Genomic DNA, 12,736 nt, shown 5'->3' with positions numbered 1-12,736 from the left:
TTTGGATCAATACAAACCCTCGTCCCCATAACTGTGACCAGTTATTTCTTCCTGCTGGAATTCATGAGCTGGTGAAGCACGACAGTTATTTGGATATTTCAAAGGTCGTTTGCCATCCATCTTTCGAACTGGATAAGGCTAAGGAATTTTCCTGCCTATCTAAAGAATGCTGCGAAGCCATCATTGAATTTATTGATGCGGGGCTGGAGGTAATGGTACCGAAGCATGCAGCCCTTATTCGTAGCAATCTCATCACCCTGCTCTGAGCCCACCAGCTGGCACGGTTCTGTCCATTGTGTTTCCTTTCGGCATGAAAAAACCGCCTCAAGGGCGGCTAGTATTGAACACTTCTAATAAACTGCATATCTTCAAACCAAAGAAGATAATCAGGGGCGAAGAAACTTGACATCTGTCAGCGTTATAACACCAAATTACAACTACGGTTTGTATGTTGAAGACGCCATAAAATCAGTCCTTGATCAAACAATCACCCCCGATGAGTATTCTGTGGTTGATGACTGCTCAAATGACGGTTCAATTGACGTAATTCAATCTATTGAAGGCAATTTCAACTTTGTCCAGAACGATAAAAACTTAGGCATCGTTGAGAACTTTCGACGCTGTGTCGAGCGGTCTACATCGGATTATGTCTGTTTTATCGGTGCGGACAATTGCGTTGATCCGTCCTATATCGAAAAGCTTAAAGCCGCTCTTGATGCCAATCCGAATGCAGCTGTCGCTTACAGCGATATCGTGATTTTCGGACCACTTTCTAATGATTTATCAAAGAGAGTAGGCGCTAAAGAGATTGAAAGCGCACCAGGAGACCGCCGTTATTATTGGAAGTTTCCTGAACCGACCGACGAAGCATTGAAAAACCTAGAAAAAGAGAATTTCATAAATGGCTCGGCAATGTTTCGCCGCTCCGTCTATGATGAAGTTGGTGGCTACAGGACAACAGGGTCGCCGGAAGATGCTGACTTATTTCTACGAATGATCCAGAAGGGATATGTTGCGGCATATGTACCTGAAGCACTACTCTTCTATCGCCAGCATTCTGCCGAACAAGCCAACACAGTATTGATACATCAAGCCGAAATTCTAGATCTTCAAGAAGCCCTGAAGCAATCCCAAGAGTGGTCCGAGAAGTTACATACTGAATTGAAATCCTCTCAGGAATGGTCTCAGAAGCTGCACGATGAGCTTATATCTTCGAAAGAATGGTCTAATAAACTTCAAACTGATATTGATGATTTGCGCGGTTATGTCCTAAAGCTCGAGGGTGAGATTGCTGCACAGCACAAACCATAATCTTTAGTGATAAATTGAAGGCAGGGTTCATGTATTTTCGAGATCAGACCAAGGCAGAAGTTCGCATACGCATCAGTGAGCGAATTATTGTTGATGGAATTGATATTCCTGCAGGTGATTATGACGGGTTTGAACGACCTGATTACACTTACTTTATGCGAAATTACGTCCTTGTTGGTAAGAAGACTTCAGTTCTGATGGGTGAACCAAATTCCAAAGAGCTTGGGATAAGCCAACATCTTTCATCCGGCGTTGCGACAATAGTTTAATTCATTAGGGCATAGCTGCCTTTATCGATGTGCTCCACAGAGATGCTGCAGCATTCATCCCGGTTACGCTGAAATGAGTGTTGTCAGGATTTCTATTAGTGCCAGTCAGAGTGTCAGTATCGGGACCGGAAAGAATATCTGTTCCATTGACTATCGCAGCTTGAGCCGCTCGCACCGCACTACTCGTTTCGCCAGCGTACAAAGATCCCTTAGCAATGACCCAAGGTGCAGAAACACCCAGATTTGTCACCTTGCCGATCAGTTGCCCCATGTTATCCAAATACACTGATTGCGACGTGCCCAATCCGGTATCTGTCTCTCCCTGTTGCCAGAGAATACCGTTGACTGGAATGTTTTTGTTAGTGGCTCGCCGGTGCGCAATGACAATTCTCTCATAGAGCTCATCATTCCATTGCTTAACACTTGTCGCGCCGATGCCAACAGGAATGAGAATTACACGATCCTTGTATCCCTGATTTATCATCTGATCAGCCATACGAAAAAACAAGTTTCCAACTTCACCAGCATATCCGTTTTCCGTGCCCAACAGTGGATCGGCGCACTGGTAAACTCCTCCATCGTCTACAAAAATATGATCGAGTTTACTTGGATTTGATGGTGAATAGATTTGGCCAGTTCCACCGCAGTTACATGCGTTAGACTGCCCAGCAACGATGTAACAAGCAGTCCTTTCAGTTGGATCAAGGTAAGGTGTTGAGGCTGTCTTGCTTCTTGTTCGGGTTCCCCAACGACCTTTCCAAGAAGGCGGCGAGAACGTTAATTTGTCATCAGCCGATCCGATTGCATTCTTCACAGTGTTACCTCTCCTGACATCCCGTAAACTGCGAAAAAACGCCAAGTTTGCACGGCTGACGCGTTGCCATATTCAAGCGGGTAGAAATTATGGAAGCCAAGGCCGACCGTGTCATCGAAGTGCGCTACCGGTGTACCCACTACGGAGGGACCTGCGAATGCAAGAGTTCTCTGCGTGGCATCCTCTGCGTTCACTCGATCCAAGCCTATTGACGCTGTGATCTGAGTATTCGCCACAGTACTGGCAACATCGATAATCAGCCTTATGGACACTGGCGTCCCAGGGAGACCACACATGGCGGCAACTTTGTTGTTGCCATTACTGTTAAAGACGCGAAATGCTGCATCTGAGTACGTCCATGTGGTGTTGTCGCCGCGTAGCAATAATGGCCTTGAGACCTGATTATAAGAATTGTAAAGCCCCCGGATATAGCGACTGTCATTAACAGTGCCTGCAACTGGAGCGCCGCCCGTAGAGCCTACATAGGTTGCTTGGCTGGCTGGGACTGTGACTACTTCACCGGAACTTGGTCCGAACCTCAAAGACAGAGCGGCAGAATTAACCCAGATACCGTTGCGCTGTGAAATTTGGCCTCCACGCACAAACTGACCAGACCACGAATTTCCAAAACCAAGACGAACAGTCGTTCCATCTAGAAATACAAACCAATCAACTTGGGCAAATGCACCGAGTGTAGCAGCGCTTAAAGCGACAGAAAGGCTGTTACCGATGGATTGTATGACGAAGCTTGTGCCATCAAAGAGCGGCACCAGATTTCCTATTGCGGGAACATAATATACCACAGTAGCTGCAGATACATCCGATTGAGGAACGGAGACACCGTTCACTAAAGACAACCTGCCTTGCGGCGACTGAATGGACCCATACGCCAGAATGTTAGCCAAGACGCCGTTCGGGTCTTGGATGCCAAATGTCGCAGGATCGACTAGATCCAGTGCACCAGGTCCGGTAAACATCGGGACAAGCCCCGCAGCCCCAACGAGCGCAGCGAATGCTTCAACATTACCGCTGGATATAAGATCGACCAGATTGCGAACAGCGCCCTGATAACGACTGCCGTCTGGCTGGAAGCGGATGCGAAGAGGTAAGTTCGTTCCCGCCGCGCCAGCTGGGCAAGGTAGAAACAGTGTTCCGCTATTCTGTCCTGTAACAGATGCAATAATCAGCACATGCCCTGATGGGGTGATAATCGCGTCACCAGCCTGAACAGCAGCTGTCTGGAGCGATGCGCCTGTCGTGGTGAAGTTTGCGCTGCTCGCAACAAGCGTCACTGTGCCGATATCATAATCAGGACGAATAGCCATTACGCGCTCCTTTTGGTCTTCTGAGCGGCTTCAAGATCATTGTTTCGCTGTTCGAGCTCTTGGCGGAATGCTTCGCACTGAGTTTCCAGCATTGAGATTTGCATCCGCATACCGGAGATTTCATTGGCGAGAAGCAAGTTGCGGTTCTTGTAGAACTCATTCAGAGCCATCGCCTCGCTTGCTGCCGCCATAGGATCAATCTGGACGTGCGAAGGCTGCGCCGGTTTATCCACCGTCGTGTCGGTCATTTCTGATTTCCTGATTTAAACGAGTACGAAGAAGCGAATTGTTCGCGGTACGCCGTCAATGTTTCGGATGCGACAGGTTGTGTAAGGCTCCCACATCTCAGCACAAAAGGTGTCTCTGCCGGGGAAAGTGCCTTCGGATGATCTCATAACCACATAAGGGATTGCGCCAGTCGGGTTAGCGAAACTGAAGTCTTGGCTTCCGCCGCCTGAGAACGTTACCGAATTTGAATGTATGGGCCGCATCGGCTCCATACCCGGATACATCGTGAGATTTTCCAAGCTGGCGACATCGACATCAAAGCCAGGTTTGGAAACTGTCACGCCATTTGGTGAGAACTTTATTCTCTGAGGCATTACAGCAACCTGTTTTTGTAGATGACGTATTTGATCTTAAGCGTTTGCGAGAAGGTGTATCCTTCACATGAGAACCAAACGGCATTGTTCGATATCGCGCAATTAACCGTTACGGGATATCGAGCTGTATTTACCGAGCTATCCCAAGGGAACATAACGCGGTTGTTCAAACCACCTTCACTGTCGATGCAGACGGTGTAGAAAATGAGTGGCAGATAGCCAAGATCAGGGAAAGTCCGATACAGCGTGTAAAGATATCGTCCGCCTGCGCCACCGCTACCAATGTTTGTCATGACCTCGCCAGTTGGACTGGATCGAGTATGGACGCGCAAGAAGTCATTGTCCGACGAATAGACCATCGGTCCATTACCAGCTTCGGCATCCTGCCCCGGAAGCGCCACACGAAACGATGCTTTCGCGCCTTGAAGCCCGCAGAATATTCTTTTGCTCATGCTTCAAACACGAAAAAGTGGGTGATGTAGTTGTAGAAAGTGTTGGTCTGGAGAGGGATATTGTAAATCGACGCTGTACCGATATTCGCCCGACTAGCACCTTCCACTCCGCCGGAAAGAATGATTGTCTTCGCATTTGCCGGGGGTGCAGGAACTCCGCTTTCTATCTTAAGAAGCTTTGCAGGCTCCTTATCCATATCCATGACCTTTATCCCGACAACCGAAGGGATGTAATTCAACGCTATCGGAAAGTTGACGCTCGATGTGTTGAGAGAGTTGGCGGTAAGATGAAACTTAATCCCGCCTCCATAAAACCAGTCGCTGTCGAACGTCTTCTGGTCATCGGCCAATGAGGGAGAGGCATTCTGCCCCGGCTTACTGGTGATAAGCCGAGGCGGATTACCACTGAGAAAGACACGTTGAGCCATGGTTCCTCACGTATTATCGCTGAAGATCAGCGTCTTGTTTCCAAGGTTGAAGACGACCTGATTGTCGGGAGACCGAATTATTCCGGCTGTGATTTCATTAATGCGCGCCAACATCATTGTTGCTTGCCCACCAATGAAAGCGAACGGCGCTTCACTGTTTGTGCCGTTGGTGAGAATAATCTGGTCTGCATTCATAACGATCCGGCTTTGTCCTCCCGTTAGGGCATCAAGGAACAAAGCAGCCTGTGATGTCGTCCCGTTTCCTGACGCTGCTACACTCAAGCCAATACGAGCAAGAGCACCGGCAGGTGTCGCTTCAACGGTTGTTCGGAATAGACCAGATGCCGAGAAATTGCCCACGGTTGCCGTCAAGCCCGTCACAGCGTTAGCTGTAGCAGTCAAAACGCCGTCCATAGTGGTGACTTTGACCTGTAGAAGATCAACTGCGCCAGCAGTCGCTGTGAGACCAGTGTTGAGATCAGTAACTTCCGCTTCTAAGCTCTCAATCCGGGTAACGATTGCCGATCCGGGACCAATGGCCACCTCAATCGCTTCTGTGTACGAAGCCTTGAGGCCTTGAGCCGTGACCGACATTTCCCGACGAAGCGTTTGCTTGTCGAAGTAGTTGGCACTTTCCTGCTCGCTGGCTTCTGCGCCGATACGGTCAAGCTCTTCCTGAACATAACGGAAGCTGTCACCGATCCACGCTAGATTGCGCTGAACATCTTCATTCAGCTGATCAATCGGTATCGGGTAGATATCCAGCGGTCCAAGCCGGATATCGAACATAGTTACAGGTATCCAGTCCGACCATTCAAAAGGCCTGTTACCGGCATATGTCGCGTAACGAGCGCGGATTTGATACGACTTCGTAGGAAGAAGCAGCATACCCGGCGCAACGAGCATCGATCCAACTGACACTCGTTCTGTCCGGCCGGCGAAGATGACCGACAAATCCCATGCCGTTCTGATCTCGTACATGACAAGATCAACGTCTTCCTGATCACCATCCCATCCAAGCAGAATGGCACACCGTCGATTATTGCCGTTGTCATCCTGTGCAACAGCTGCGACGGCTGAAAAATCAATGATCGGCTGTGGTGTAGGCCGAACAACACCAATCGGTGCGAAGACAGGCGGCGTGTAATCGGTATCCGGGTTCCAGTCGTAATCAGATGGATCGACTTCGGTTAGATCAAGGACGATATCGAGATTTGCTTTGTCGATGGTGCCATCAACCCGCATAAGCTTGTTGACATAGCCATTGCGCGCACTGGTCCACGAGATGATATCTCCCGGCTCAAGCGTCCAATATGCAGGCGGCAGTACGAATGTATGACGGCGCGCACGGCGAGCCTCATTCAATGCAGCCTTCATCAAGCGTTGAACCTGACCGGGACGATAGACAAAATCCATCGGAACATCTGTCAGGAGCCTGCGATTGCCGTCTTCTGCTTCATAAGTCGGGTTATAGAGCGGAGGAGCGGCCTTAGTATTCCAGCCCTCCTTCGGTTCAGGATAAACCGCTGTAATGCCGTTCACTGTCTCGGATAGACCGAAGAACGGAGTAAATGACTGTTCCTCAGTCGAAAGGATTTCATCGTCGGTGAAGTAGGCTATCGGCGCATCCGGTTCACCAACACGGATCTTATAGACACCGGCACTTTCAATCAGTCTCGCATTGCCGCCAGTCAGCAGTTTATCGACAGCATCACCAATAGACGTGTTGACCGCGATTTCGCCGCCAGTGACAAACTGTGGCTCTAGACCGTCTGGGCCTTGCACCTGCAGGCGACACTTGTTGACCTGATAAATCCAGTCAGCGGCGGGTAATCGCGCAGCCGTGACCGTCTGCAGGCCATATAGCCATGTGTTCTGCTCAATGAGCCCACGCAACAGGTTGTAAGCCTGTACTGCGAGAAGGTCATCGCCATCGCCACCCCAGGTTGAAGGGGTACTCCAACGCTGAGTTCCAGAACCGCCAGCCGTCGTATCCTTCGAGATGTCATAGAGCTTGCGGCCCTGTATCTCGAATTTGAACGATGGAAAGCCGGTAAACAGCTCGTTGTAGTATTTTGACGTGACAATCGCGTAAGCGACACCTTTACCAACTCTCTTGTTGGTGTAAGGGCGCTGCGATGACGATACACGGTTGTTTTGATCTCAATCTGATCGACATAACCAATGAAGCGATTGATCGCCGGGGAAACAATCTGCCGCGATACCGGAGAGAACAAGCCGCGGTAAACTTCAACACCGCCCTGTTTCAGATCATAACCGCGAACGATGTTCTGAACGCCCTCACTGATCTGGTTCATGTTCACCGTGATCGTCTGAACCGTCAGATTTGCGACCAGTGGAATATCGCTGATCTGGATCAGTGTTCCCGATCCTTCGAAGTTCCTTGTTTCGGCAAGCCCAGTATTTGGGTTCAGAATAGGCGCATTGACATTACCAACGTCAGACCAGAAGCCATAAGAGAACGGCGCTCCTGTGGCTCTATTCCGCGCTGTGAACCAGATAAAGTCACGCGCAACCAACTCACGCGCTTGGAGCGCTGAGTAATTCTCCATCGAAAGATTGCGCATTGCTATCTGCTCTCAATTGTCTGGAACGTCACCACACCGCGCCCCGTTGAAGCATCAGCAGTGGAGTTGATTGAGCCCGGAATGATTGTCATTCGGCACGATGGACGAACAAGCATCACAGCATCACCGACCACCGTTGTGGGCCAGATGTGAGGCCTGATCTCAATCTCTGCACCTGAGACATTCACGACCTGATGCAGATTGTTGGTGCCGATCTGGATATAATCTCCAACGCTGACGACATAGCCACCCGGCAAACCAGACAGGCCAACTGTGTTTCGGTTCGCGCCGATAGATGCCAACGTGACCGCCGAAACATTCCCCATTCCTGTCCCGTTCGGATAGGCAATCGGGAAGCAACGGCTTTTTGGCCTGCCGAGGAGCTGTTTCAACCCACCTTCAAGAGCCTTCAACCGAGCGCGCCAAGCATCCAATTCATTCGGACGCATGGAGCGGGATTGGTATGAAGCCGTCCAGATTGGTGAGCCGAGATCTTTGACGAAAGTCTGGCCAATCGCGGTTCTGCTCATTTCCTGACGATAGAGAAGGTCAAATTCGACGCTCCAGCCCGGAAAGTCCGCAAGGATGTCATAGGGGTATGTGATGGCCACTTAGCTACCCCTCCAGTTCCGAGTTGATTTTGCATTCCGCATTGTCTGAACAACTCGCCCACTGAACTCGGCTTGCTGTTGGGCAACGACCTGTTCAAGCCTTGCCACTGCGGCGACATCAGCGCCGCGAGCGTCGATCACAGGTGCGAAGGTGAATGAGCCGCCCGTCGAACCTGCCGACCTTCCTTGAAGAGTTGGCATCGAAGGTGCCCGCAATTTGTGATTAGGGATAACCTGTTCACCGCCGCCGAACCGAACCAACTCCGGTCCTTCTTCACCGACTACCGCCAATCCGCGTGGTGCTGAATTGGTGCCTCTGGCAAAGCCCGGTATCAAACTACCCAAGCTACTAAAGATGCCACCGAACATACCGCCGCCGGCCCCACCTGAAGACGGTTTGAACAGCGCATCAAATGCCGCATTGATCAGCATATCGGCGAGTTTATCAAGAATATTGGAGAGTGCTTCACTAAGGCTTTCTGCCCCGCGTATGGCACCTGACATGCTAGATTTAAATGTACTGTAGAACTCGTTAGCGGCCTGCTCTGATCTGTCCTGCTGCTCCTGAACGCGGCGAAGTTCATCCGCTTGGCGCGCATATGCATCAGATACTTGATCAATTTTAGCGCGCTGATCATCCGAAATTTTAATGCCTGAAAGATCAGTCTGACCTTTTTTGATCGCTTCATCTCGCAGCTTCGCAAGTGCCTGCTGTTCCAGTTCCAGCGACATGCGCCGCTTTTCTTGCTCTTGATACGATTTACCAACTAACTGAGTTTCAAGCTGCATTGCGGCTATTCTGTCCTGAATAGCCCTTACATCATCATCGATCTGCTGATCAGCGGTCTTGCTTTGGCTTTTTGCTGCCCCTCCTGTTTTTTTAGCCTTAGTAGCTTTTGTAGGCACAGCAAAATCTGCAAGGGATACGGGCCTCACCGGCTCCGCTGGAGCGGTTGCCACTCGATCGCCCTTGGCCGTGCTTAGAGGTCCGAATGCTTCATTAATACGATTGGCTACGTTTTCAGCAACAGCAGCCTGCTTGTTGAAGTCACTAACTTCGGTTGCAGCATCTTCAAACATCCTGCCGACTTCACGCAGACCGGTTTTTTCACCCAACCACGTTCCGAAGTCAGTAGCAGCGTTGTTAATATTGTTAAGAGCTTCCCCGAACCCATTTGCCCACGAAATTGCTTCGTTGAACGCATTACCAATATCCCTAATTAGTGACGCCAAATCAGCAAAGACCGGCTTCATGCCTTCAGCGACATTGGCATTTTCATTAAATTTTACAGCGGTATCGACCAAGACGTTATAGAGCTTTGTGAACTCGTTAGACAATGTTGGCGTGGTCTTAGACGCCAAATCCTGAATTACCGGAGCGCCTGCCTCAAATGCAGCAAAGAAGGCCTTGGATGAGACTTCTCCGCTTTTTACGAGGTTGGTTAGTGTGGCTACATCGCCACCAGCTTCCTTCAACCCAGCAGCAACAGCACGAAGGACATCGATGGGCTCCCCTGATTTGCCGCTTCGGCCTCCCCCACCTTTTCCTCCGGGGCACCCATCAAGCCGGCCGTCAGAATGGCTCTTGCCAACAGAACGTTCTCCATGGGAGGGCGAGCTTCAACGTATTCGCGAACTAAGGTAAGGGCGGCAGCAGGAGCTAAGCCCCCGCCGATCAGCCCATACCGGATAGTTTCCCGGATATCGTTCATTTTCCACGTACCGCCAACCAGTCGGTCGAGGATAACATAAGGACCGGCGTCACAAGCTTCTTGCAGACTGGCAAGCTGGCCCCATCTCAGAGCGAACGTGTAACTGTCATTCCCGAAGTCCGTTGTTAGGCTTGCATCTCGGCTCATGGGGTTACTGGCGTCCAAGTTTCAGTGACTTCGCCGTCTGACTGCATGGAGACATTAATCGTGACGCGTCCGCCACTCTCAGCACCAAGCTCAAAGCTTTCAAACTTGAACTTGCCCAAATAGACGAGCGTACCAGTTGAGAACTCGATCTCGACCCGAACCGAAACCCCGTCCATATTCTGACGAGCAGCCGACCATGTGGGAATAGCTTCAGCAGCAAGGACGCCTTCGCCGCTGATCTGGGCAGACATTGACTGAATGTCTCGCGCCATCCAGAAGGGTGCATCAGGATCATCGCAATCTGGAATTTCGATTTCATTCAAGTTGTTGGAAAGTGTCAACGACTTCGAAGTAAAGCCGCAAGGCATTGCGAACTCTTCTGGTGTGGCCCCGTCCCCCAGAAGGACTAGGAATTTGCCGAAACGTGCAGTTACTGGTCTTGCCATTGTGGTTGCTCCATAAAAAAAGCCGCCCACAATGGACGGCGTTTAAATGCTTTGATTTTCAGTGTTATGGCTGTTCTACAAACGCCTCGAAGGTCATGGCCCCTTGGCTAGTTAAACCGTCAGGGTCACTGATCATTCGCGTAATTCGGTGTGAGAAGGTCACAAGCGCATTATTCGGAAGCTCGATGCCATCTTTTGGCAAAGCTCCCCTGTCTGACCTCAATTAAGAAGTTCAATTATCACATGCAGATGGCCCTTGCTGGCTCTGCATTGGAGCTTCTGACTGGTCGCCGGATCACTGACCATGTTCTGCTGTTTGTCGAAACAAAGCGCCCATACGCCTACAACATCAAGCCTGTTGACGCTCAGTATGTTTGGATTGGTGCGCGGCAGAACCGTGCGGCTCTCGATATTCTGGCTGAATGCCTGAGAACCAAGTTTTGGCCGACCTATTACGGCAGCGGGTACACCGCATCACCATCCGATTACTTTGAAAAGCAGATCGAAAATGAACCTTCGATCCCTGCCGAGGCAGCATAATCATGAAAATTGAACGCGCAGTACGCGAAAAGACATTCACACTCACGTCGATTGCTGGCCCATCAGGATCAGGAAAGACATATAGCGCCCTGCTCTATGCGCGTGGTCTTGTCGGTCAAGAGGGAAAGATCGGCTTTATCGATACGGAGAATAAGCGTTCGCGCTTCTATGCGGACGTTGCAGGCGGCTTTGATGTGATTGACCTCGACCCGCCGTTTACTTCGTCACGATACATTCAGGCAATCAAGGCTTTTGAAAAGGCTGGCTACACTGCGATTATCATCGACAGTATTTCCCATGAATGGGAAGGTATCCGGTCTACAACCACAAATGAATGATGATACCAATTTCGATGAAATGGAGGCTGCAATAGATGCGCGTCTCGCTCAAAGGCGTTCACAGGGTAAAAAAGCTTCTCGCTAACGGCGATGAGCAATCTTACTATTACGCTTGGCGCGGCGGTCCACTGCTTAGAGGGGAAGATGGGAAAATCCTATCCCCCTCTGACAAGGAATTTCATGCAGTGTATAGCGAAGCCTGTAAGCAGCTCACATCAGGCAAGAAACAGACGCTGGCATTCCTGATCAAAGAGTTTTCTACAGCGTCAGAGTTCACCAGAAAATCCGATAAGACCCGCAAAGATTATATCCGATACCTCAAGGAGATAGAGGATGTATTCGGTGATTTGTCATTTGCATATCTGGAAAATCCACGCGCACGAGGCAAATTCAAGCAGTGGCGCGATACAATGGTAGACCGACCACGAACGGCTGATTATGCATGGTCTGTGCTAAGCCGTGTCCTATCATTCTCAAAAGACCGTGGGCACATCTCTGTAAACGTCTGTGAACGTGGCGGCAGGCTGTATAAGTCTGACCGGGCAGAGAAGATCTGGACGCCAGATGTTATCGCCCGTTTTATCCGGGTAGCATCGAAAGAATTGCAGCTTGCGTTGATGATGGGCCTGTGGACCGGGCAGAGACAAGGCGACCTGCTGCGGGTTAGCTGGCCTGCCTATGACGGCAAGACACTACGGATCAAGCAAAGCAAAACCGGAGCACGTGTGACTATCCCTGTAGGCCAGCCGCTTAAGGCACTCCTGGGAGATGGGGAAAAGAGCTTTGACACGATACTGATAAACTCACGTGGCAAGGCTTGGACAGAAGATGGTTTTAGAACATCGTGGGGAAAGGCATGTGCCAAAGCGGGGATCGATGATTTGAACTTTCACGATCTGAGAGGCACAGCAGTGACAAGACTGGCGCTTGCCGGGTGCAATACAAGCCAGATAGCGGCCATTACCGGCCACAGTCAAAAGGACGCTGAAGCAATACTTGATGCACACTATCTGGGTGGAAAAATTGAGCTTGCAGAAATCGCTATTTCCAAGCTAGAACAGTTTACAAACGGTTTGTAAGTCCTTGTTTTTGCTAGAGCGATTTTGTGACCAGTTTAGAAAAAGGTCTAATAAAATCAATATAAAACATAGGT

At 50.1% G+C, this 12,736-nt stretch carries 18 protein-coding genes; 6 read left to right on the top strand and 12 right to left on the bottom strand.

Going from position 1 to position 12,736, the window contains the following annotated elements:
- The 3 genes from OIV19_RS20755 to OIV19_RS20745 all read left to right on the top strand — a co-directional run.
- Positions 1 to 266 (top strand): hypothetical protein (locus OIV19_RS20755; protein WP_264233558.1); only part of this gene is annotated, 266 nt, incomplete at its 5' end.
- Between the two features lie 136 nt (positions 267 to 402).
- The gene (locus OIV19_RS20750; RefSeq protein WP_264233556.1) at positions 403 to 1,311 is read left to right on the top strand and encodes a glycosyltransferase; all 909 of its coding nucleotides are present in this window, start codon (positions 403 to 405) and stop codon (positions 1,309 to 1,311) included.
- 29 nt (positions 1,312 to 1,340) lie between these two features.
- Positions 1,341 to 1,580 (top strand): hypothetical protein, encoded by a 240-nt coding sequence (locus OIV19_RS20745; protein ID WP_264233555.1) that lies wholly within the window; start codon positions 1,341 to 1,343, stop codon positions 1,578 to 1,580.
- A gap of 4 nt (positions 1,581 to 1,584) precedes the next feature.
- Here OIV19_RS20745 and OIV19_RS20740 read toward each other — a convergent pair whose 3' ends face one another.
- Genes OIV19_RS20740 through OIV19_RS20685 form a run of 12 tightly spaced genes read right to left on the bottom strand, consistent with a single transcriptional unit; the run spans position 1,585 to position 10,705 of the window.
- Positions 1,585 to 2,394, bottom strand: coding sequence for a sialate O-acetylesterase (locus tag OIV19_RS20740; RefSeq protein WP_264233553.1), 810 nt, complete (start codon positions 2,392 to 2,394; stop codon positions 1,585 to 1,587).
- Positions 2,391 to 3,719 (bottom strand): hypothetical protein, encoded by a 1,329-nt coding sequence (locus OIV19_RS20735; RefSeq protein ID WP_264233551.1) that lies wholly within the window; start codon positions 3,717 to 3,719, stop codon positions 2,391 to 2,393. The genes OIV19_RS20740 and OIV19_RS20735 overlap by 4 nt, the downstream gene beginning before the upstream one ends.
- Positions 3,719 to 3,967, bottom strand: a complete 249-nt coding sequence (locus OIV19_RS20730; protein WP_264233549.1) for a hypothetical protein — start codon at positions 3,965 to 3,967, stop codon at positions 3,719 to 3,721. Before OIV19_RS20730 ends, OIV19_RS20735 begins: the two co-directional genes overlap by 1 nt.
- Before the next feature lie 15 nt (positions 3,968 to 3,982).
- Positions 3,983 to 4,321 carry a hypothetical protein gene (locus OIV19_RS20725; protein ID WP_264233548.1) on the bottom strand — a complete coding sequence of 113 codons (339 nt, stop codon included), beginning with the start codon at positions 4,319 to 4,321 and terminating at the stop codon, positions 3,983 to 3,985.
- The gene (locus tag OIV19_RS20720) at positions 4,321 to 4,773 is read right to left on the bottom strand and encodes a hypothetical protein (RefSeq protein ID WP_264233546.1); all 453 of its coding nucleotides are present in this window, start codon (positions 4,771 to 4,773) and stop codon (positions 4,321 to 4,323) included. The genes OIV19_RS20725 and OIV19_RS20720 overlap by 1 nt, the downstream gene beginning before the upstream one ends.
- The gene (locus OIV19_RS20715) at positions 4,770 to 5,201 is read right to left on the bottom strand and encodes a hypothetical protein (RefSeq protein WP_264233544.1); all 432 of its coding nucleotides are present in this window, start codon (positions 5,199 to 5,201) and stop codon (positions 4,770 to 4,772) included. The genes OIV19_RS20720 and OIV19_RS20715 overlap by 4 nt, the downstream gene beginning before the upstream one ends.
- Before the next feature lie 6 nt (positions 5,202 to 5,207).
- Entirely contained in the window at positions 5,208 to 6,986 is a 1,779-nt protein-coding gene (locus tag OIV19_RS20710) for a phage tail protein (RefSeq protein WP_264233561.1), read from the bottom strand.
- Entirely contained in the window at positions 6,965 to 7,789 is an 825-nt protein-coding gene (locus tag OIV19_RS20705) for a hypothetical protein (RefSeq protein WP_264233542.1), read from the bottom strand. The genes OIV19_RS20710 and OIV19_RS20705 overlap by 22 nt, the downstream gene beginning before the upstream one ends.
- 2 nt (positions 7,790 to 7,791) lie before the next feature.
- Positions 7,792 to 8,400 carry a hypothetical protein gene (locus OIV19_RS20700; RefSeq protein WP_264233539.1) on the bottom strand — a complete coding sequence of 203 codons (609 nt, stop codon included), beginning with the start codon at positions 8,398 to 8,400 and terminating at the stop codon, positions 7,792 to 7,794.
- Entirely contained in the window at positions 8,401 to 9,876 is a 1,476-nt protein-coding gene (locus tag OIV19_RS20695) for a hypothetical protein (protein WP_264233538.1), read from the bottom strand.
- Entirely contained in the window at positions 9,873 to 10,259 is a 387-nt protein-coding gene (locus tag OIV19_RS20690; protein WP_264233536.1) for a gene transfer agent family protein, read from the bottom strand. Before OIV19_RS20690 ends, OIV19_RS20695 begins: the two co-directional genes overlap by 4 nt.
- Positions 10,256 to 10,705: a phage tail tube protein gene (locus OIV19_RS20685; RefSeq protein WP_264233534.1), complete on the bottom strand. Its 450-nt coding sequence runs from the start codon at positions 10,703 to 10,705 to the stop codon at positions 10,256 to 10,258. Before OIV19_RS20685 ends, OIV19_RS20690 begins: the two co-directional genes overlap by 4 nt.
- Positions 10,706 to 10,948: 243 nt before the next feature.
- Here OIV19_RS20685 and OIV19_RS20680 point away from each other — a divergent pair, with 243 nt between their 5' ends.
- Genes OIV19_RS20680 through OIV19_RS20670 form a run of 3 tightly spaced genes read left to right on the top strand, consistent with a single transcriptional unit; the run spans position 10,949 to position 12,662 of the window.
- Entirely contained in the window at positions 10,949 to 11,245 is a 297-nt protein-coding gene (locus OIV19_RS20680; protein WP_319637626.1) for a hypothetical protein, read from the top strand.
- Between the two features lie 2 nt (positions 11,246 to 11,247).
- Positions 11,248 to 11,583 (top strand): AAA family ATPase, encoded by a 336-nt coding sequence (locus OIV19_RS20675; protein WP_264233529.1) that lies wholly within the window; start codon positions 11,248 to 11,250, stop codon positions 11,581 to 11,583.
- Between the two features lie 35 nt (positions 11,584 to 11,618).
- Positions 11,619 to 12,662, top strand: coding sequence for a tyrosine-type recombinase/integrase (locus OIV19_RS20670; RefSeq protein ID WP_264233524.1), 1,044 nt, complete (start codon positions 11,619 to 11,621; stop codon positions 12,660 to 12,662).
- Positions 12,663 to 12,736 lie beyond the last annotated feature (74 nt).

The organism is Brucella sp. HL-2, from assembly GCF_025846885.2.
Lineage (GTDB): Bacteria > Pseudomonadota > Alphaproteobacteria > Rhizobiales > Rhizobiaceae > Brucella > Brucella quorumnocens.
The sequence above is the reverse complement of the archived record's forward strand: the minus strand, read 5'-3'. Positions and strand labels throughout refer to the sequence as shown.